Genomic DNA, 20,699 nt, shown 5'->3' with positions numbered 1-20,699 from the left:
ACGTCGACTTGTTGGGCCAATCCGCCCGGAATCCCGACATCAACTCGACGCTGGGCCCAGGTATTCCGACTCCAGCACCAGGTCGGACACCATTGACTGGTACTCGACGTGCGTCTTGTGCTCGACGGTGTTCCAGCCCTTGCCCTGCTGCTGACGCATGTATTCGCGGTACTTCGGCGCGCCGGGGATTCGCACGTTGTCGGCCACGACGATCGCGCCCGGATGCAGCCAGCCCCGGTCGACGATGCTCATCAGGTCGCCCAGGTAGGCGTTCTTGTCGTGGTCCAGAAACACGAAATCGAGTGCGCCGGAAGCGAATCCGTGCTCACCCGCCAGCGCGTCGAGGGTGCGCCCGCCGTCGCCGATGGTGCCGACGACGCAGGTCACCCGGTCGGCCACGCCGGCGTGCTCCCAGATCCGGCGGGCGTTGGCGGCGTTGGCCTCGGCGAGCTCGACGGAATACACCTTGGCCTTGGGGGCGGCGCGGGCGATCCGCAGCGCGCCGTAGCCGCAGTAGGTGCCCAGCTCGAGCGCCAGCGCGGGATCGGCGCGGCGCACGGCCGCGTCGAGCAGCAGCCCCTTCTCGTCGCCGATGCTCATCAGCATCGACTTCTCGTAGGCGAACCTGTCCATGGCGGCCAGCACGTCGTCGATGTCGCCGGCGCGGGCGTTCCGCAGCACGTATTCGGCGGCGGCCGCCTCTCGGCCGTCACCGATCTGGCCGGTCGTGGTGATGTTGCGCACGCCGGCGGCCATCCGCCACACCGACCAGCGCAGGATGGGCAGCCGTCGCTTGAGGTCCATGTAGAACCACGATAGCGACCTCCCGAATGTTGCTGGTGTGACTGAAGTTAACTCCCATTACGGATGAGCGCTCGACCAGCGATTTTCGCCCATATTGGCTGGTGACTCGCCAGCGCGGCGCCCGGTTTAACTGCGCGGAGCCGTTAGACTTTCGATCGATGTTCACCTCCCGAACACGCCGGGCGTGATGACCGAGCACCCGGAAAACGGCGTCGAGATCGGCTTGACGGGACGCCCGCCAAGGGCGATCCCCGAGCCGGCCCCGCGCACCTCGCACGGCCCGGCCAAGGTCGTCGCGATGTGCAACCAGAAGGGCGGCGTCGGGAAGACCACGTCGACCATCAACCTGGGCGCCGCGCTCGCCGAGTACGGCCGCCGCGTCCTGCTGGTGGACATGGACCCGCAGGGCGCCCTGTCCGCAGGCCTGGGCGTGCCGCACTACGAGCTGGAGAAGACCATCCACAACGTGCTGGTGGAACCGCGGGTGTCGATCGACGACGTGCTGCTCAAAACCCGGGTCAACCACATGGACCTGGTGCCCAGCAACATCGACCTGTCGGCCGCCGAGATCCAGCTGGTCAACGAGGTGGGCCGCGAGCAGACCCTGGGCCGCGCGCTGTATCCGGTGCTGGACCGCTACGACTACGTGCTGATCGACTGCCAGCCGTCCCTGGGCCTGCTGACCGTCAACGGGCTGGCCTGCGCCGACGGCGTCGTCATCCCCACCGAGTGCGAGTACTTCTCCCTGCGCGGTCTCGCGCTGCTCACCGACACCGTCGAGAAGGTGCGCGACCGGCTCAACCCGAAGCTGGAGATCAGCGGCATCCTGCTCACCCGCTACGACCCGCGCACCGTCAACGCGCGCGAGGTGATGGCCCGTGTCGTGGAGCGCTTCGGCGACCTGGTGTTCGACACCGTGATCACCCGGACCGTCCGGTTCCCGGAGACCAGCGTGGCGGGCGAACCGATCACCACCTGGGCGCCCCGGTCGGCCGGCGCCATCGCGTACCGCTCGCTGGCCCGCGAGTTCATCCACCGATTCGGCGCGTGAACTCAACCGCCAACGGTGAGGCGCCACCCCAGACCGGCTTCCAGGTCCGCCTCACGAACTTCGAGGGGCCGTTCGATCTGCTGCTGCAGCTGATCTTCGCCCATCGCCTCGATGTCACCGAGGTCGCGCTGCACCAGGTCACGGACGACTTCATCGCCTACACCAAGGAGATCGGGTCCCAGCTGGGGCTGGAGGAGACCACCGCGTTCCTGGTGATCGCCGCGACGCTGCTCGATCTCAAGGCCGCGCGCCTGCTGCCGGCCGGGCAGATCGACGACGAAGAGGACCTGGCGCTGCTGGAGGTGCGCGACCTGCTGTTCGCCCGGCTGCTGCAGTACCGGGCGTTCAAGCACGTCGCGGAGATGTTCGCCGAGCTGGAGGCCGCCGCGCTGCGCAGCTATCCGCGCGCGGTCTCGCTGGAGGACCGGTTCACCGAGCTGCTCCCGGAGGTGATGATCGGCGTCGACGCCGAACGGTTCGCCCAGATCGCCGCGGTCGCGTTCACCCCGCGGCCGGTGCCGACGGTGTCCCTCGGACACCTGCACGAGCTGGCGGTCTCGGTTCCCGAGCAGGCCAAGAAGCTGCTGGAGATCCTCGAGGCCCGGGGCAGCGGCCACTGGGCGACGTTTTCGGAGCTGGTCGCCGACTGTGAGGCGCCGATCGAGGTGGTCGGGCGCTTTCTCGCGCTGCTCGAGCTGTATCGGAGCCGGACGGTAGCATTCGACCAGTCAGAGCCGCTTGGCGTGCTCCAAATTTCGTGGACCGGGGAACGGCCGGCAGAAGTGCGTGACGAATGACTGAAGATTTGCCCGAAGAGCTGACCGACGAGCTGCCCGAAATCGATCTGGGGATCGAGATCGCCGAGGCGGCGCCGATGGACGCCGACGAACTCGGGTCCGTGCTGGAGGCGCTGTTGCTGGTGGTGGACACCCCGGTCACCGTCGAGGCGCTGGGCGCGGCCACCGGGCAACCCGTCTACCGGATCGCGGCCAAGCTGCAGCAGATGTCCGAGGAACTCGCCGAGCGCGACAGCGGCATCGATCTGCGGCAAAACAGCGAGGGCTGGCGGATGTACACCCGTGCCCGGTTCGCGCCCTACGTGGAGAAGCTGCTGTTGGACGGGGCGCGCTCCAAACTCACCCGCGCCGCGCTGGAGACGCTGGCCGTGGTCGCCTACCGCCAGCCCGTGACCCGCGCGCGGGTCAGCGCGGTGCGCGGCGTCAACGTCGACGCCGTCATGCGCACCCTGCTGGCCCGCGGTCTGATCACCGAGGCCGGCGTCGACGACGACACCGGCGCGACGACGTTCGCCACCACCGAGCTGTTCCTGGAGCGCCTGGGATTGGAGTCGCTGGGCGACCTTCCCGACATCGCGCCGCTGCTGCCCGACGTCGACACGATCGAGGACCTCAGCGAATCCCTGGACAGCGAGCCACGTTTCATCAAACTCGCGGGCGGTTCGGCCTCCGAGCAGTCGCTGTCCTTCGATGTGGACAAGGATTGATGGCGGAGACTGAAGGGGTCCGGCTGCAGAAAGTCTTGTCCCAGGCCGGAATTGCCTCGCGGCGGGCGGCCGAGAAGCTGATCATCGACGGCCGCGTCGAGGTGGACGGGCAGGTGGTGACCGAGCTCGGGACGCGGGTCGACCCGGACGCCTCGGTGATCCGCGTCGACGGGGCCCGGGTGGTCGTCGACGACTCGATGGTGTACCTGGCGCTGAACAAGCCGCGTGGCATGCACTCGACCATGTCCGACGAGCGTGGCCGGCCGTGCATCGGCGATCTGATCCAGCGCCGGGTTCGGGGCAACAAGAACCTCTTTCACGTCGGGCGGCTCGACGCCGACACCGAGGGGCTGATCCTGCTGACCAACGATGGCGAGCTGGCGCACCGGTTGATGCATCCTTCGCACGAGGTGCCCAAGACCTACCTGGCGACGGTGGCGGGGACCGTGCCGCGCGGGCTGGGCAAGAAGCTGCGCGCCGGAATCGAGCTGGACGACGGCGTGGCGCGCGTCGACGACTTCGCGGTGGTGGACGCCATCCCCGGGAAGACGTTGGTGCGCTTGACATTGCATGAGGGGCGCAACCGGATCGTGCGCCGGCTGCTCGGGGCCGCCGGGTTCCCGGTGGAGGCGCTGGTGCGCACCGACATCGGCGCGGTGACGCTGGGCGACCAGCGTCCGGGCAGCATCCGCGCGTTGCGGCGCGACGAGGTCGGTGCGCTCTACAAGGCGGTGGGCTTGTGACGGGCGTCGTTGTGGCCATCGACGGGCCGGCGGGGACCGGAAAGTCCTCGGTGTCGAAGGGTGTGGCGCGGGCGCTGGGCGCCCGCTACCTGGACACCGGGGCGATGTACCGGATCGTGACGCTGGCGGTGCTGCGCGCCGGGGTCGACCCGGGTGATGCCGAGGCGGTTGAGGCGGTCGCGTCGGGTGTGCCGTTGTCGGTGGACGATGAGCACTACTTCCTTGCCGGAGAAGATGTTTCGGTAGAGATCCGCGGCGACGAGGTGACCCGGGCGGTCTCTGCGGTGTCGGCGGTGCCGGCCGTGCGCGCCCGGCTGGTGGAGTTGCAGCGGGCCCTGGCAGAGGGGCCCGGCAGCGTGGTCGTCGAGGGACGTGACATCGGGACCGTGGTGTTGCCCGAGGCGCCGGTGAAGATCTTTTTGACCGCGTCGGCCGAGACGCGGGCGCGACGCCGCAACGATCAGAACGTCGCGTCGGGGTTGGCTGATGACTACGAGGGCGTGCTGGGCGACGTGCGCCGTCGCGACCACCTCGACTCCACCCGGGCGGTGTCGCCGCTGCGCGCGGCCTCCGACGCTGTCGTTGTCGACACCAGCGACATGAGCGAGGCGCAGGTGATCGCCCACTTGCTCGAGCTGGTGCGGCAGAAGAGCGGGGCGGTGCGATGACGTCCGACGGCACTTGGTCCGACGAAAGCGATTGGGAGCTCACGGATTCCGACCATTCGGATATCGAGGAGGCCGGGCCCGCGCCCGTCGTCGCGGTGGTGGGCCGGCCCAACGTCGGCAAGTCCACTCTGGTCAACCGGATTCTCGGGCGGCGCGAGGCGGTGGTGCAGGACGTCCCCGGGGTCACGCGCGACCGGGTGTCTTACGACGCGCTGTGGACCGGGCGCCGGTTCGTCGTGCAGGACACCGGGGGATGGGAGCCCGACGCCAAGGGCCTGCAGCAGCTGGTGGCCGAGCAGGCGTCGGTGGCCATGCGCACCGCGGACGCGGTGATCCTGGTGGTGGACGCCACCGTCGGCGCCACCGCGGCCGACGAGGCCGCCGCCCGCATCCTGCTGCGCTCGGGCAAGCCGGTCTTCCTGGCCGCCAACAAGGTTGACAGCGAGAGGGGCGAGGCCGACGCCGCCGCGTTGTGGTCGCTGGGCCTCGGCGAACCACACGCGATCAGCGCCATGCACGGCCGCGGTGTCGCCGATCTGCTCGACGAGGTGCTGGCCAAGCTGCCCGAGGTGTCCGAGGCGGCGCCGGCGGCGGGCGGTCCCCGACGCGTGGCGCTGGTCGGCAAGCCCAACGTGGGCAAGAGCTCGCTGCTGAACAAGCTTGCGGGAGACCAACGTTCGGTGGTACACGACGTCGCCGGCACGACGGTGGACCCGGTGGACTCGCTCATCGAATTGGGCGGCAAGGTGTGGCGGTTCGTCGACACCGCCGGGCTGCGCCGCAAGGTAGGCCAGGCCAGCGGCCACGAGTTCTACGCCTCGGTGCGCACCCACTCGGCCATCGACGCGGCCGAGGTCGTGGTCGTGCTGATCGACGCCGCCGAGACGCTGACCGAACAGGACCAGCGGGTGCTGTCGATGGTGATCGAGGCCGGCCGCGCGCTGGTGCTGGCCTTCAACAAATGGGACCTGGTCGACGAGGACCGCCGCGACATGCTGGAGCGCGAGATCGACCGCGAACTTGCGCAACTGCGCTGGGCGCAGCGGGTCAACATCTCCGCCAAGACCGGCCGCGCAGTGCAGAAGCTGGTGCCGGCGATGGAGACGGCGCTGGAGTCCTGGGACAAGCGGATCTCCACCGGCCAGCTGAACACCTGGATCAAGGAGGTCGTGGCGGCCACGCCGCCCCCGGTGCGTGGCGGAAAGCAGCCGCGCATTCTCTTCGCCACCCAGGCCACCGCCCGCCCGCCGACGTTCGTGCTGTTCACCACCGGCTTTCTCGAGGCCGGTTACCGGCGCTTCCTGGAGCGGCGGCTGCGCGAGGCGTTCGGGTTCGAGGGTTCGCCGATTCGCATCAACGTGCGCGTGCGCGAGAAGCGGGGAGCCAGGCGGCGCTGAGGGCCAGCGGGGTCTCTTCGGACCAAGCGGCGATTCTCGAAAGCGATAGCGCCCGCGATATCACCGTGCTCCTAATCCTGCGATGTGGGATGTGAAAGCTACATCACAGGAACAATCGTTGACTTCGCCTGCCGCTCCGCTCTAACGTCTCTCGTATATCGGGTTGAAATACCCGCATCGTAGGAATTACGGAGAGACAGCGATGAAGCTGTTCAGCGTCGAGGACAAGTCAATCCTGATCACCGGCGCGACCGGCGCCCTCGGCAGCGTCGCGGCGCGGGCCCTGTCCGAGGCCGGGGCCCGGCTGACGCTGGCCGGCGGCAACGCCACCGGACTGGACGAACTCGGCATCGACGATGCCGCGATAGTCGCCCGACGCCCTGAATGCGCCGCGGACGCTCAAGAGATGGTGGAGGCGGCGGTCGCCCGGCATGGCCGCCTCGACGGGCTCCTGGTGGCTTCGGGCATGAACCACGTCGCGCCGATCACCAAGATGGCCGTCGAGGATTACGACACGGTGATGGCCGCCAACGCTCGCGGCGCCTGGCTGGTGTGCCAGGCGGCGGGGCGGGTACTGCTGGACCAGGGCGCCGGCGGCAGCGTCGTCCTCGTCTCGTCGGTGCGGGGCTCCCTCGGCCACCCCGCCGGCTACAGCGCCTACTGCCCGTCCAAGGGCGCCACCGACCTGCTGGCCAAGAGCCTTGCCGCCGAATGGGGCCCGCGCGGCATCCGCGTGAACGCGCTTGCCCCAACGGTTTTCCGGTCAGAGTTGACCGAGTGGATGTTTGCCGACGACGAGAAGGGCCGGCAAACGCGCGAGGCGATGTTCGCCCGAATCCCGTTGCGCCGCTTCGCCGAGCCGGACGACTTTGTCGGCGCCCTGATCTATCTGCTGAGCGATGCGTCGAGCTTCTTCACCGGCCAGGTGATGTATCTCGACGGCGGCTACACCGCGTGTTGATTGAAAGGAAACCATGAGTATCAGTTGGCCTCTCGGTGAAGCCGAGTCGAAGTTGGAGTTCTACGACCTGTCCCACCCATGGGGGCACGGGGTGCCGGCGTGGCCCTATTTCGAGGACGTGAGGATCGAGCGCCTGCACAACATGGCGAAAAGCCGGGTGCTGACCCAAAAGATCACCACCGTAATGCATTCCGGTACCCACATCGACGCGCCCGCGCATGTCGTCGAGGGCACGCCGTTTCTGGATGAGATCCCGCTGAGCGCGTTCTTCGGCACCGGCGTCGTCGTCTCGATCCCGAAGAAGAAGTGGGAGGTCGTGACGGCGGAGGACTTGGAGAAGGCCACGCCGCAGATCCGGCCCGGCGACATCGTCATCGTCAACACCGGCTGGCACCACACCTACGCCGACAGCGCCGAGTACTACGCCTACTCGCCGGGCTTCTACGAGGAGGCCGGGGAGTGGTTCGCGGCCAAGGGCGTGAAGGCCGTCGGCACCGACACCCAGGCGCTGGATCACCCGATGGCCACCGCGATCGCCCCGCACGGCCCGGCCGAGCACACCGGTGGGCTACTGCCTTGGGCGGTAAGGGAATACGAGGAGGAGACCGGCCGTCGCGTACTCGACGACTTCCCGGAGTGGGAGCCGTGCCACCGCGCGATCCTGTCCAAGGGCATCTACGGCTTCGAAAACGTCGGGGGAGACCTGGACAAGGTCACAGGCAAGCGCGTCACCTTCGCCGCGTTCCCGTGGCGCTGGTTGGGCGGCGATGGCTGCATCGTGCGGCTGGTCGCGATCGTCGACCCCACCGGGACCTATCGCCTCGAGACCGGCGAGGCGGCGTGACTTCCGACGGCGGCGTCCAGGTCATCGCGCGTGCAGCCGACATGCTGCGGCTGCTGCAGGCCCACCCCGGCGGGCTGAGCCAGGCCGAGATCGGCGAGCGGTTGGGCATGGCGCGCTCCACGGTCAGCCGGATCCTGGGGGCGCTGGACGACGAGGGTCTCGTGGCCGCGCGGGGGGCCCGCGGCCCGTATCGGCTCGGGCCCGAGATCGCGCGCATGGCCGCCACCGTGCGGCTGGGCGTGGTGATGGACGTGCACCCGTTCATGGAAGAGCTGTCGCGCGAGCTGGAGGAGACCGTGGACCTCTCGATCCTCGACGGCGATCGCGCGACGTTTGTCGACCAGGTCGTCTCGCCCCACCGGCTGCGGGCGATCAGCGCTGTCGGGGAGTCGTTCCCGTTGCACTGCTGCGCCAATGGCAAAGCGCTGCTTGCGAGCCTGCCGCCCGAGCGGCAGGCGCAGGTGGTGCCGAACCGGCTGGCCCGGCTAACCGACAACACCATCACGACGCCGGCGGCGCTACGCAAGGAACTCGAACGCGTCCGTGAGGACGGTGTCGCCTACGACCGCGAGGAGCAGACCGAAGGCGTCTGCGCGGTGGGTGCCGTGCTGCCTGGAGTGGGCGAGCAGGTGGTGGCGGTCAGCGTGCCCGTGCCTGCGCAGCGGTTCTACCGCCGCGAATCCGAACTTGCCGAGGCGCTGCTGGCCTGGGTGGAGAAGACTCGCAGGTCGCTCGGGCGTTAGCAGGGTGGCGGGTCGTCTGAGGTAGGCTGTCGACCTGCTGCCGGTGATCCCGGCGGCATCCGGGCTGTGGCGCAGTTTGGTAGCGCACTTGACTGGGGGTCAAGTGGTCGCAGGTTCAAATCCTGTCAGCCCGACGTTTTGTCGGCCCTGTAGTGTCGCAGTCCCTGCGAGCACCAGCGATGATGTCCTCATCTGTCCGGGTCGGGCTGCCGACGGCGGGGCCTGAAATTTTAAATGAAAGTCCGACGAGATTCCGACCGGGATAGAGACGCTGATTTGCACGGGTGTCCAAGCTGTGCGCTCATTAGGGACCGCCCCCAGGCGACCGGCAATCAAGAGAACCTGGTCGCGCCCAACGTCAGACTGGAACACTTGTTGTTCTAGACCGGGTATCGCGGATCCGGTGCGAGGTGCACCAATCCAGAACGTTGTGATTTTATTTGGTATTCGCGCTGTCCGGGCCCAACCACGGAATCACCACCATCCCCACACCGAGGACCAACGCCTTGAGGCCGCCCCCGGGCCAAAGTGAATCGAAGGGGCTGCCAGGCAACGCTATGACCCAGGCGATAAATGCCAACGGCGCGACACAAATTTGGTACCACGGCATATTGCTTCGCTCTAGCCGTACATTCAGATTTTTAGCCCTCGTTCGAGCACCTACATATGTCGCGCAAGGCGCAAGCACACCGAATATCCCCACGACGATCCAGGGCCAATGCGCGCCTGAAGGGATTAGGGCAACTGCCAGGGTGTAGCCCGCAACCACATCGGCGGGTATGTATGCCAGGACACGCCCAATAAACTGTTCAGCCTGCTTTTCAGGCGGGTTTCTTACCAAATCGGCTTCCTCAGAGCCAAACACCCACCCTTCATTATTGCGTAGAGAGCTGTATCCGAGGCCAAGCGCAGTCATCATTTCCTCTCTTTGCAGCTTTAATCACCTATATTGCTGCCGTCTTGGCTCGCCGTTGTGTCGCTCGAAACCTAGACGCTTGATGTCACTGACTGTCGACCAGTGTGTTCTGGGGCGTTAAGCTTCGCGGCGGCCCGCGCGACTAGCTCGCGGATGGCGGGATTTCCATGATTACCGTAGGCGCCAATGATCTGTTTGTAGGCCGTGTCGGCAGACTGGCCTAGTCCAGCTAACACGACGCTCTGGAGGGTCTGCGCCATTGCGACGTGCTGCTGCGACGTAGGGTCAGAGCGCGTTCCGTAGAGATCGACAACGTTTTGATAGCTCTGGACGGCGGCGGCAAATTGGCCAAGTTCAGCCTGCACGACGCCTTTGTTGGTTAGCGCTACCGCGACTTGTTCCTGTAGCCCAGGATCGGAATCATTTTCGTAGCGATCGAATACTTGTTGGAAGATCTTTGCCGCATGGGCGTGCTCTTCGAGCATGCCGCGTATGAAACCCTGGTTGTTCAGTGCGATCGCAACTTGCAAGCGTAGCGCTGGGTCAGAGGCGTTAGCGTGACTTTCAATGACGATTTGAGAGACGCCCAATGATTCTTCGAACATGTGTAGAGCACGAAGTACCGCACATAGCTGAACCCTCTTGGTGGCTAAGGCTACGCGTGTGCGGGCCGTTAAATCCTGATCGTCCTCCAACTGCTCGATCCCGTCTGCGAGGCTGGGGATCCCCGCGTCTTTTAACGATCGCTGCGCTTCATCGAACATCTTTTTCATTTGCTCGATCTGTTCAAATTCCGGGAGCTGGTCAGCAACCTGGTTGATCAAAAGTATTTCGGATTGCGCCCGTTTGGCGAGATTTATTAGTGCGTTATTGAGGTAGTGACATTGCTCACGCGCTATCGCGACGTCCTTGCTCACATCGGTATTAGGGTCCTCTGCATGGCGTTCGATGACTTGATTGAAGCTATACATCGCGTCTTCAAATAAACCTAGGCCGCCGAAAGCCCAAGCGCGGATCATACGTGCCTTCGCTACCGACATGCGGATCAGTGAAAGAGACTCGTCGTCATATCGCGCGATGGTTTGGTTTAGGATGTAAACCGCGTCGATGGACCGGCCAAGCAAAGGTGACGAGGCATAGTCGAAGTGCGTTTTAGGTGTGCCGCGCAGCCAAATCAGTACCCATCCGAGGAAGGCTCCGGCTGCGGCGGCGATGATGTCGTCCTCAGACTGCGATGCTCGCGTGTACGCGTCAATGGCATCGCCCCAGCGAGAGGAACGGTAGGCGAGAGTCCCCATGTAATAGGCTTCAAACGATGAAGCGGTCTCGATGGCGGCCACCCAAACACGCGCGCTTGGAGTTTCTCCTTGGTTGCTAATCAACCTCGTCACGTAGTCATAGGCGCGGTAACCATTGTCGGCAGGTACCAGTAGCCGGATCCGCCCGGCTACCGGCGCTTTTGCCCACTCTATGCCTTTTGCGAAGGCTTGTGCGCTGGCTTCGATGCCGGCTGGCAGGTAACTCAACCACAGGTCGTGCAGCATTTCTTGGCTGACTGCCGCGGTGCGTCCGCATCGTGCCCAGTCAGCTGCAGCACGCACAATCGCCAGTCCTTCGGGTGATGCCCCGGAAGTAAGTTTGGTTTCCAACCGATCCCCAGCAACCAGGTACGCGGCCAGCCCGTAATCGCGCGCCATTTGGAAATCTAGCTCGAGTTGGCCACGCAGCGGTTCCAACTCCGACTCGGTGGTCAGGTCCAAGTTGATTTTGCATGCTCGTGCCAGGAAGTCGTCGACAAGATTGTTCGGAGTCTCTATGCCTTGATTTTTTTCGAAGAGCTTGCCGCCGTAGGTTGCGACGACAAATCTGCCGGGCCCGCTTTTTTTCCAGTTCACTATCGTCTGCCACGTCAGGCCTTGGGAAAGAAAATATTCAAGATCATCCAGCCACAACACTGCAGCGCGGTCTGGCGCCACGACCTTCTCCGGGGCGTTGACGATGTTCGCGATTGCTTCACATCTGTTTTGTGGAGCGACCAATGCGATCTCATTAATCGTCAAATCATATCTGCACAGGGCTTCGAATAACGTTCTGGATTTTCCGACCTTCGATGGGCCTCGAACGACAACCAGTGGCCTGCTTGGGTCGGCATTTGCATCTTTAATGGCTTCCAATAACTTGGTGTCGACCTCGCGTGGCAGATACTGGGGTAGCACGTCACCGGCTAGGACATCCTGCGCCGCCGGAGACACGCCGATGTTGGTTGGGTCGATTTCGCTCACTCGTTCCACCGCAACCCGCAGATATTCCGAACTCGGCACCCGTTGACTGATGACCGCCATGACCGGGTTCTTTGTGGCAAATGGAGGGCCAATGAGTGGATCTACTGAAGCATCTTTCGGGAACAGCGCCGCGTTCTTGCCCCCGCGGAGTCTCTTCGAGATCACTTGGAACGGCACGCCCTGTTTCTCCGCCCGGGTACTGTAATGGTGAAGGGCGACAAGTCGGCCGCGCACGTCGATTATCGATGACCCGGACGACCCCTGAAGGGTGTTGGAGATGTACCGGATGCGGGTTCCCAACTGGTTGATCCTCGGGGGGATTCTCACAAATGACGTTGTTTGCATCTGTCCTAATGGGTGCTGGACGATTCGGAGAATAGAAGCGCTCGCGAAGTCGTAAGGCGTGGTGTCGAGGCGGTAGTAACCGCGCGGCCACTCCTTCGGTTCGCGGCCGACAGGATCTTTGAGGCGAACTACCGCGAAGTCGAGTTCAGTCTCCGGCGCATTCCAGTCGCGTTTTGCATCTCCAGCGACCTCGCCCGACGTGGGAAGGCTCGCCTCGATGAATTCGATCACCTCTACCGCCGAGCCGGTTTCGGCCGGGCTAAGCCAAGGCACCAAGCTGTAGTCGAAGACGGCGACAAGGCCGTCGAGATCTGCTGGTGGCCAGTGTGTGGCGTCGAGGACGTGAGCGGCGGTGAGCAGGAGATCGTCCCCAATCAGCACACCAGTTCCGATCGGCTGGCCGTTTCTTCTAATCTGGGCGGTGCGCCGCGTTTGATTTATGTTGGCCACCAACTCGGCGGGGGTGCTCTCGAACCCGAGGCTGGCGGATGTGAGTGCTTCCGGACCCTCAATAGGCTCGCTCGACGGATCGACTCGAAGACTTTCGAGCTTCTCGACCACCCGGGCAGAAGGTGCTTTGCCTCGAGCCGCGAGCTTGAGAGTGACGATGGGCAGATCGTTGCCGAGGAGTTCAATCAACGAATTGTGAATAGCCTTGGCGGTCGAATCGCACATGACCTCGGCCACGAGATCCAGCACCCTCCCCGAACGTGACGCATCGCCGAGCACACGGATCCAGGCTTCGTTTGCTGAAGCATTGTCATCGTGGTCGCTACCATCGTCCAGTTCTATGGAACGTGCTAACTCCCTTATTTGGTCGAGTTGGCCATAGGTTTCGGCCAATAACTGAACCGCCACAAGTGGCTCCGGCTTAGTCCAGTCGGTCTGACTATTGCTCCATTCGATCACGACATGACTCCTTCAGCAGTGCCTGTCGACGATGTCCGCCAGACGCGTGGCCTGGACTGCGAAGTTGCCCTCGCGCTCGATCCCACCGAAGTGAAGGGCGAGGACCCTTCCTGTTTCAAGATCTACGACGGCCGATCCGGACGAACCACCAAGGGTGGTGGCATCGTGCTCAAGCAAACCGTCCGCGCGGACCGCTGTAACCTTGCCCGGGGACAGCCGTTTGACGTTGTAGATCCCGTCGAAGATGCGCTGTTGGTCGGCGAAGTCGTTGCGACTGTCTCGAGCCGGGTAGCCGACTACCCCGATCCATCGTTGACCGGCGGAGGCCATCTCCTGGGCCGAGGATAGGTCGAGGACTGTCGGCTGGTGTTCGCTTTCCTCACCTAGGTCGACGATTTCGAGCAGAGCGACGTCGAAGGAGGGCTCGGGTTCGATCCACCGCACCTTCCTCACGCGGAATCGTGCGCTTACGTCGCGCTCATGCTCTTGGCGGAAGTCGAGTGTCGCGTCGATCGACTTCTTGTTGAAGTTTTGTCGGAAGACGAAGCCATCGCCGTCCGGCTTGGCAAATTCGGCTGCCACGTGCCGATTGGTCACTACGAGGTTCGGTGCCACCATCCACCCGGTGCCCACCCACGCCATGCGGTGATTGCGGAGGTCGATGCGGCCCGCGCTGGGGATCACCCCATTCAACTTCGTACGCGCCCTCTCAAGCCGATCGGCGACGGAATCGCTATCGTCGAAGTCGTCCCGAGGTGGGCCAAATGTCCCATCCTGGACTAGGTACACGGGTCGGGTGAAGCGTTCGATGATTGCCTCCAGCCCGGGGTTGGAACCACCGTCCCAATTGCCCTCCTGCATGGCAGACACCGCGTTTTCCGCGTCATCGACCGAGTAACTGATGTTGTCAAGCCCCTCGAATCCTCCACGACCTCGATTGCTGAGTTCTCGAGCTTGGGCTTCGAGTTGATTGAAGCGGTCGAGGAATTCGTCCCTCAAATCCTCATCTCGAAAGACCTCGCGGTAATCCACCGTCGCTCCTCCTCCGCTTCCCTCGAATCCCAAACTGGGACGTTTCATGACGCCGCCGATCGCGTTTTTCGCAACTGCCGAGACCAGTTGCATGGTCACGGCGACGAACAACCATTGAGATGGAAATCGGTCGGTCTTGAATTCCGACCAAGACTATTATCACGATTCAGATTTTCCTGTCACGAAAGAGTGACAGAACAGTGAATTCCACATGGACAGGCACTGGCCGCAACTCGAAGCGCCCGAGGAAGTGCTACGGCACTTCCTCGCCCACATCGACCGAAACTCCCGGCGAGATGAATAGGCATGCGCCAAGTCGCTGCCCGTAGAGGAGACCCGGCCCGGGCCGCCGCGCTGCATAATTGTGAACGTTGGGTTCAGTTTTTGGTCGTAGAGGTGACGGGTGGCTGAGGATCCGAGGTCTCGTCCGGGCCGCCCACGTAGCGAGCAGTCCCGTTCGGCCGTGCTGCGCGCCACGTCGGAATTGATCAACGAGGTGGGCCTGCGTGCGATGACGACCGACGAGATCGCCTCCCGCGCCGGCGTGAGCAAGGCCACGATCTACAAGTGGTGGCCGAACAAATACGCGGTGGCAGTCGAGGCGTTCCTGTCGGAAATGGCGAAGGAGTCGCCGGACCCGGACACCGGGTCGGCGGAGGAAGACTTCCGACAAGCGCTCCGGGGTCTGATCCGCTTCTACCGCAGCAAAAATGGCCGAGCGTTTGCCCAACTGATCGGGGAGGCGCAGTTCGATCCCCAGATCGGCAAGGAACTGCGGGAGCAGCTCGTGGGCTCTCGACGGGAACTGGTGCGGGCGATCTTGGACCGCGGCATCGCCCGGGGGGAGCTGCGGCCCGACGTGGACGCAGAGGCCGCGATCGACCTGATCTTCGGGCCCGCGATGTACCGGCTGGTCGCCGGTCACGCCGCGCTTGATCGCAACGCCGCCGACGCGATCGTGGACGCGGCGATCCGAGGCCTGGCGCGCTGAGAGCGATTTCACAGATCCGGCGGGATCACAACCGCCGCGACACGCGTTGATCGCATTTAGAAACTAAACGTTCAGTTTTACAGGGAGCCATGCATGACGAACGCCTTTCCGATCACCAAACATAAGACGCGGTCGACGGCGCATCGCCCCGCGACGATCCGCAAGATGACCGTCGAGTTGATCGGCACCTTCTTCTTGGTGTTCACCGTCGGGGCCAGCGTGCGCGGCGGCGCTGCGCTGGCTCCGCTGGCGATCGGGTCGGCGCTGATGGTGATGGTGTATGCCGGCGGCCACATCTCCGGCGGCCACTACAACCCGGCAGTGACGCTCGCTGCGCTCGTCCGCGGCCGGATCGACCGCACCGACGCGTTCGGCTACTGGATCGCCCAACTCGTCGGCGGTGTCGCGGCTGCTCCGGTGGTCCGCGCGGTTGTCAGTGGTTCGCAGGCCCGCGCCGTCGCACCGGCTGGTCATGCCATGACGAGTGCGCTCGTTGTCGAGTTGCTGTTCACCTTCGCGCTCGCCTACGTCGTGCTCAACGTCGCCACGAGCAAGGACAACACCGATAACTCCTTCTACGGCCTGGCGATCGGGTTCACGGTCGCGGTCGGGGCCGTCGCGGTCGGCGGGATATCGGGTGGCGCCTTCAACCCCGCCGTGGTCGTGGGTGGCGCGGCGATGGGACTGTTCGCCTGGTCGACGTTGATTTATGTGGCCGCACAACTGGCTGCCGGCGCCTGTGCCGGCCTGGTGTTCCGCGTGCTCAACCCCGACGACAAGTAACCGCCAACCATGGGCCCAATTGCGAGGGCAGCCAGCCGCTCCCGTGGACATCGGGATTGGGCTCCTGCTCGGCGTCTCCGCCGGCCGGAGTCAACGTCGCGTACGAGCGCGCGGCGAGTGGAGGGGGGAACTCGTTGTCGAGCAGCAGCGCGACGAATCTTTCCCGATGAGCCATGGCGCAGTCGGATCGATCTAGTCCTAACCGTCTCATAACTTCGTCACCGTCGACTGACGGGATGAAATGACGTGCGTGGGCCTTCTGCCCACGTGTAAGGCGTTGACGATTAACAACTTTGGCTTATCGAGCGAGAATTACTTTGTATCGATTGCGATTTCAGCAGAGTTGCAGTGCCCAATGGGCTGAATTCGTTGTCAACTCACAGGTACTCGTACGTCACCTTGGAGCTTTCGTGCTTAGCGTCATCGTGAGCTGCTCTTGGTCACGGAATTTTGGGGGATTGTCGATGAGTCGGGCGCAACGCATTTCGAATTGGGATCCCGAGGACCTCGCGGCTTGGGAGGCCGGCAATAAGAAGATCGCCCGGCGGAACCTGATCTGGTCTGTGTTCGCGATGCACGTCGGCTACTCGGTCTGGTCGATCTGGTCGGTGATGGTGTTGTTCATGCCCAGATCTGTGTACGGCCTTTCGCCGGCCGACAAGCTTCTGCTGGGTGCCACCGCCACCCTCGTCGGCGCCTGCCTGCGCATCCCGTACGCGGCGGCGGTGGCCAAGTTCGGCGGCCGCAATTGGATGCTGTTCTCTTCGCTGGTGCTGTTGATCCCGACACTCGGCACGATTCTGTTGCTGGCCGACCCCGGTCGGCCGTTATGGATGTATCTGGGGTGTGCGGCGCTAACTGGTATGGGCGGCGGCAATTTCTCCGCGGCGGTTGCCAATGTGAACGTCTTCTACCCTCAGCGACTCAAGGGCGCGGCGCTGGGCATTGCCGGTGGCGGTGGGAACATTGGGGTGCCGATGATCCAGGTCATCGGTTTGCTGGTGCTCGCGACCGCCGGCAACCGGCAGCCCTACTGGGTATGCGCGATCTATCTGGTGCTGTTGTCGGTGGCCGCGCTCGGGTCGGCATGCTTCCTGGACAACATGGAATTGCCCCGCGCCGAGCACAAACCCACGCGAGCGGCTCTGGTACGGCGCGACACCTGGATCCTGGCGACGCTCTACGTCGCGACCTACGGCTCGTTTATCGGATTTTCGTTCGCCTTCGGCGAGGTGCTGCAAATTAACTACATGGCCGCCGGGCAAGGTGCGCTGCAGGCGTCCTTGCACGCCGCCCGCGTCGCCTTCCTCGGACCGCTGCTCGCGTCGTTGGCCCGGATGTACGGCGGCAGGCTCTCGGACCGGCTCGGCGGAGGTACCGTCACCCTGGGAGCTCTATTTGCCATGATCGCTGCCGTCAGCGCGCTGATCGTGGTGAGCGCACACGCCGACAATCGCTCTGGCCCTTTGAGCGTCACCACCATGACCGGCTACATCGTCGGCTTTATGGCACTTTTTGTCTTGTGCGGGATCGGCAACGGGGCCGTGTACAAGCTGATCCCGGCGGTTTTCGAATCGCGCAGCCACTCGATGAAAGCCGCCGAGGCCGAACGCCGCCACTGGGCCCGCGCGATGTCCGGCGCCGTGATCGGAATCGTCGCCGCGGTCGGCACGCTCGGCGGTGTATTGATCAATCTGGCACTGAGACAGTCCTATCTGACCACAGGCTCGGAAACGACGGCGTTCTGCTTTTTCTTGGTGTGCTACCTCGTCGGGTCGGGGCTGACGTGGTGGGTCTACGTGCGGCGCCCCGCCGCCGGGGCGAAATCAGAACTGTCCGAATTACCGCTCGTCGAGACCAGTAGTTCTTAACTGGCACGGTCGGGGTCACTGAGAGTGGCGACGGTGCGCCACATCTTGGTCACCGGCGGAGGAACTTTTCGCGGTCAACTATTACGCGATCGATTTCGCCGCGAGCAACAAGCTGTCCCGAATCGTCAACCGCCTGCACTTCGAACGTCAGGAGTCGCCCGTCGCCCGGCGATCGCGCCTCGGCGGTGACCTCTACGGTGCCGCCTACGTGGGTCGCGCGCCGGTGCTCGATGCGCACCGCGGTGCCAACGGTCGTCTGGCCAGGGCCGGTGAAGGGCGCGGCGGCTTGCACCGTGGCCGCTTCCAGCCATGCAATGAGCCGTGGAGTCGCGAGCACCGGCACATCACCGCTGCCGATCTCCGCGGCTGTGTCGGCGTCAGTCACTTGGTAGTGCATCACTACACGCTAGCTCGCTCGGGAATATCCCTGTCGCCGCTAAGCCTTCGCCGACCGCGTCACCGACGAGTATCTGGCTGCAGCCAGGAGGTCGATGGACGAATACGGGTTCCTCGCGAACCTCCCCGATGAGGGTTAGCCAATCGGGTCGGCGCATGATGACCGTCATGGACGCTGAACTGAAACGCTGGCTGGACTCGGGCCAGCACTTCGACCACCTCGGCTTCGACGTCTTCTACCGCGTCGAGGGCAGCGGACCTCCGCTGCTGCTGATCCACGGCTATCCATTCAATTCGTTTGACTGGGCGCCGATCTGGCCCACGCTGATAAAGCGCTTCACCGTCATCGCACCTGACATGATGGGCATGGGATTCTCCGCCAAACCGACAAACTACCAATACTCGGTGCGCGACCACGCCGACATGCACGAGGCGCTCCTACAGCACCTGGACATCCACAACGCGCACATTCTGGCCCACGACATCGGCGACTCCGTGGGCCAAGAACTGTTGGCGCGCCACGAGTTCGGCCAACAGACGTACGGCCAATGGCGCATCGACTCGATCACCTGGCTCAACGGCGGCATGTTCATCGAGGCCTACACGCCCCGGGCGGCCCAGAAGCTGATGTCGGGCACCCCGCTGGGCGACCTGTTCGGCCCGGTGCAGGGCAGCCCGCTGGCACGACGACTGCTCGAGCCGACAATGCGCGAGATGTTCGGCCCCAACACCAAACCGACCCCGCACATGATGAGCGTGTTCAACCAGATCTTGGACTACAACGACGGCCGGCGGGTGTTGCACAAGGTCGGCCGGTTCATCAAGGACCGCTACACGCATCGCAATCGGTGGGTGCGCGCGATGCGGCAGACCGCGGTCCCGATGCGGCTGATTGACGGGCCGGTCGACCCCAACTCCGGTGCGCACATGGCGCGCCGCTACGCCGAGGTGATCCCCGACGCCGACGTGGTGATGCTCGCCGACGACATCGGGCACTGGCCACAACTCGAAGCGCCCGAGGAAGTCTTACGGCACTTCCTCGCCCACATCGACCGCGTCACCGCCGGCTAACTCATCGGGCAAGGTCGACCGTCGCCGGCCCGAGGGTGACGGGCAACTCCTTGATCCCGCGCAGCAGGGTGCTGTCGTTCGGGATCGGCTCGCCGGCGAGGGCCAGTTGGGGGAAGCGTTCGAACAGCGCTTGCAGCCCGATCTGCAGTTCCATGCGCGCGAGCGATGCGCCGAGGCAGCTGTGGATGCCGCTGCCGAAGCTGATGTGCTCGCGGGCGTTGGCGCGGGCAGTGTCGAACTCGTCGGGACGCTCGAAGACGGCGGGATCGCGGTTGGCCCCGCCAATCAGAAGGAAGATCGTCGAGCCTTCCTGCAGGGTATGCCCGTCGAGCTCAACGGTTTCGGTGGCCACCCGGGCCGCGATGTGCGCGACGGAGTCGTAGCGCAGCACCTCCTCGACCGCGTTCGCCCAGCCGTCCGGTTGCTCCTGGAGCCGGGCCAGCTGATCGCGGTGCCCGACGAGCGCCACCACCGCGTTGCCGAACGCATGGGTGGTGGTGATGAACCCGGCGCCCAGCAGCAGCCCCGCGAACATCCTGACCTCGGTCTCGGTGAGGTCGCCATCCTCCAAAACCGCCGAAAGGATACTGCCGTCCCCGCCGCCCCGACGGAGGCGCTCGATATGCGCGGCGAGGTAGCTTTCGAACTCGCGCAGCGCCGCGATGGCGGTCCGGTATTCGCGCCAGGACGGCGACGTGCTGTTAAGGATTTTGGTGCCGGGCTCGGCGAATGTTTGGAGGTGTGGCGCCTCGTCGCGAGAAATGCCCAGCATCTCGACGATGACGGCGATGGGGATTTGAGAGGCGTAGGCGGCGATCAAATCGCATTGGCTTTTGCCTTCGAGATCGTCGAGCAGGGTGTCGGCGATCTCCTGAATACCCTGACGAAGTCCCTCGATCGCCCTAGGAGTGAATGCCCGCGACACCAAGCGACGCAACCGCGCATGCTCGGGCGGATCGGCAACAAGCAGCGACGGCGGCTCCACCCCATTCAGGACACCGGGGTTCGTTCTCGCCAGCATCCGCTGAACGACGGGAAACGGTGAGCGGTCCCGTGGCTTCGACGTCCGGAACCTGTCGTCGCGCAGCACGTCCCGAACAATCTGCGCGTCGGCGGTGACCCACCCGCCAATCACCGCGGAGACACGCCCGCGCCGGCGTATCTGCTCAACAAGTCGATACACTTCGCCGGGCGGCCCGCCCTCGATTAACAGCTGGGAAAAAGGATCGCCCCGACGCGCGAGCAATTTCAGCGTCCAACGCGGCAGTCCATATCCCAGCAGCCAATGCACCCGGGTCTTGACGTCGGCATTCATATTCGCCCCTGCCTTCGGCTACCGATGAGGCTAGCGGTCAACGGGCGGCGATACGCGTCAAAGAAACGCGCCG

Annotated in this window: 19 protein-coding genes and 1 tRNA gene; 14 read left to right on the top strand and 6 right to left on the bottom strand. The window is 64.4% G+C overall.

Translation table 11 applies throughout. The annotated features are described in order from the left end of the window. Positions 1 to 39 precede the first annotated feature (39 nt). A complete protein-coding gene (locus tag AC5Y5E_RS27855) occupies positions 40 to 804 on the bottom strand; it encodes an O-methyltransferase (RefSeq protein WP_499906804.1) in 765 nt (254 codons plus the stop codon). 187 nt (positions 805 to 991) lie between these two features. Here AC5Y5E_RS27855 and AC5Y5E_RS27850 point away from each other — a divergent pair, with 187 nt between their 5' ends. The 10 genes from AC5Y5E_RS27850 (at position 992) to AC5Y5E_RS27805 (ending at position 8,849) form a co-directional block, all read left to right on the top strand. After that, positions 992 to 1,855, top strand: a complete 864-nt coding sequence (locus AC5Y5E_RS27850) for a ParA family protein (RefSeq protein ID WP_499906802.1) — start codon at positions 992 to 994, stop codon at positions 1,853 to 1,855. After that, a complete protein-coding gene (locus AC5Y5E_RS27845; RefSeq protein ID WP_499906801.1) occupies positions 1,852 to 2,652 on the top strand; it encodes a segregation/condensation protein A in 801 nt (266 codons plus the stop codon). The genes AC5Y5E_RS27850 and AC5Y5E_RS27845 overlap by 4 nt, the downstream gene beginning before the upstream one ends. A gap of 20 nt (positions 2,653 to 2,672) precedes the next feature. Further along, positions 2,673 to 3,359, top strand: coding sequence for an SMC-Scp complex subunit ScpB (scpB, locus tag AC5Y5E_RS27840; RefSeq protein ID WP_499906896.1), 687 nt, complete (start codon positions 2,673 to 2,675; stop codon positions 3,357 to 3,359). After that, the gene (locus AC5Y5E_RS27835; protein WP_499906799.1) at positions 3,359 to 4,102 is read left to right on the top strand and encodes a pseudouridine synthase; all 744 of its coding nucleotides are present in this window, start codon (positions 3,359 to 3,361) and stop codon (positions 4,100 to 4,102) included. Before scpB ends, AC5Y5E_RS27835 begins: the two co-directional genes overlap by 1 nt. Continuing rightward, positions 4,099 to 4,770 (top strand): (d)CMP kinase, encoded by a 672-nt coding sequence (gene cmk, locus AC5Y5E_RS27830; protein WP_499906797.1) that lies wholly within the window; start codon positions 4,099 to 4,101, stop codon positions 4,768 to 4,770. Before AC5Y5E_RS27835 ends, cmk begins: the two co-directional genes overlap by 4 nt. Then, positions 4,767 to 6,167 carry a ribosome biogenesis GTPase Der gene (gene der / locus AC5Y5E_RS27825; RefSeq protein WP_499906795.1) on the top strand — a complete coding sequence of 467 codons (1,401 nt, stop codon included), beginning with the start codon at positions 4,767 to 4,769 and terminating at the stop codon, positions 6,165 to 6,167. Before cmk ends, der begins: the two co-directional genes overlap by 4 nt. A 202-nt stretch (positions 6,168 to 6,369) precedes the next feature. Then, positions 6,370 to 7,128, top strand: a complete 759-nt coding sequence (locus tag AC5Y5E_RS27820) for an SDR family NAD(P)-dependent oxidoreductase (protein WP_499906793.1) — start codon at positions 6,370 to 6,372, stop codon at positions 7,126 to 7,128. A gap of 13 nt (positions 7,129 to 7,141) precedes the next feature. Next, positions 7,142 to 7,972 (top strand): cyclase family protein, encoded by an 831-nt coding sequence (locus tag AC5Y5E_RS27815; protein WP_499906791.1) that lies wholly within the window; start codon positions 7,142 to 7,144, stop codon positions 7,970 to 7,972. Continuing rightward, positions 7,969 to 8,715 (top strand): IclR family transcriptional regulator, encoded by a 747-nt coding sequence (locus tag AC5Y5E_RS27810; protein WP_499906790.1) that lies wholly within the window; start codon positions 7,969 to 7,971, stop codon positions 8,713 to 8,715. The genes AC5Y5E_RS27815 and AC5Y5E_RS27810 overlap by 4 nt, the downstream gene beginning before the upstream one ends. Positions 8,716 to 8,775: 60 nt before the next feature. Then, positions 8,776 to 8,849, top strand: a tRNA-Pro gene (locus AC5Y5E_RS27805). Between the two features lie 302 nt (positions 8,850 to 9,151). Here AC5Y5E_RS27805 and AC5Y5E_RS27800 read toward each other — a convergent pair. The 3 genes from AC5Y5E_RS27800 to AC5Y5E_RS27790 all read right to left on the bottom strand — a co-directional run bounded on the left by AC5Y5E_RS27800 (position 9,152) and on the right by AC5Y5E_RS27790 (position 14,292). After that, positions 9,152 to 9,634, bottom strand: coding sequence for a hypothetical protein (locus AC5Y5E_RS27800; RefSeq protein ID WP_499906788.1), 483 nt, complete (start codon positions 9,632 to 9,634; stop codon positions 9,152 to 9,154). A 68-nt stretch (positions 9,635 to 9,702) separates the two neighbouring features. Then, complete coding sequence (locus AC5Y5E_RS27795; protein ID WP_499906786.1) at positions 9,703 to 13,167, bottom strand: trypsin-like peptidase domain-containing protein; 3,465 nt, start codon at positions 13,165 to 13,167, stop codon at positions 9,703 to 9,705. Positions 13,168 to 13,179: 12 nt separating this feature from the next. Beyond that, entirely contained in the window at positions 13,180 to 14,292 is a 1,113-nt protein-coding gene (locus tag AC5Y5E_RS27790) for a trypsin-like serine peptidase (RefSeq protein WP_499906894.1), read from the bottom strand. Between the two features lie 310 nt (positions 14,293 to 14,602). Here AC5Y5E_RS27790 and AC5Y5E_RS27785 point away from each other — a divergent pair, with 310 nt between their 5' ends. From AC5Y5E_RS27785 to AC5Y5E_RS27775, 3 genes are all read left to right on the top strand, one after another. Beyond that, a complete protein-coding gene (locus AC5Y5E_RS27785; protein WP_499906784.1) occupies positions 14,603 to 15,190 on the top strand; it encodes a TetR/AcrR family transcriptional regulator in 588 nt (195 codons plus the stop codon). Between the two features lie 93 nt (positions 15,191 to 15,283). Next, complete coding sequence (locus AC5Y5E_RS27780; RefSeq protein WP_499906782.1) at positions 15,284 to 15,973, top strand: MIP/aquaporin family protein; 690 nt, start codon at positions 15,284 to 15,286, stop codon at positions 15,971 to 15,973. A 464-nt stretch (positions 15,974 to 16,437) separates the two neighbouring features. After that, entirely contained in the window at positions 16,438 to 17,844 is a 1,407-nt protein-coding gene (locus AC5Y5E_RS27775) for an MFS transporter (RefSeq protein ID WP_499906892.1), read from the top strand. Positions 17,845 to 17,893: 49 nt separating this feature from the next. Here AC5Y5E_RS27775 and AC5Y5E_RS27770 read toward each other — a convergent pair whose 3' ends face one another. Then, positions 17,894 to 18,241 (bottom strand): thioesterase family protein, encoded by a 348-nt coding sequence (locus AC5Y5E_RS27770; protein WP_499906780.1) that lies wholly within the window; start codon positions 18,239 to 18,241, stop codon positions 17,894 to 17,896. 167 nt (positions 18,242 to 18,408) lie between these two features. Between AC5Y5E_RS27770 and AC5Y5E_RS27765 the strand changes: the two genes are divergently transcribed. Beyond that, complete coding sequence (locus tag AC5Y5E_RS27765; protein WP_499906778.1) at positions 18,409 to 19,311, top strand: alpha/beta fold hydrolase; 903 nt, start codon at positions 18,409 to 18,411, stop codon at positions 19,309 to 19,311. Between the two features lies 1 nt (position 19,312). Here the strand turns inward: AC5Y5E_RS27765 and AC5Y5E_RS27760 are convergent, their stop codons facing one another. Beyond that, positions 19,313 to 20,626 (bottom strand): cytochrome P450, encoded by a 1,314-nt coding sequence (locus AC5Y5E_RS27760; RefSeq protein WP_499906776.1) that lies wholly within the window; start codon positions 20,624 to 20,626, stop codon positions 19,313 to 19,315. Between the last annotated feature and the right edge of the window lie 73 nt (positions 20,627 to 20,699).

This window comes from Mycobacterium sp. NGS54, from assembly GCF_059812465.1.
The sequence above is the reverse complement of the archived record's forward strand: the minus strand, read 5'-3'. Positions and strand labels throughout refer to the sequence as shown.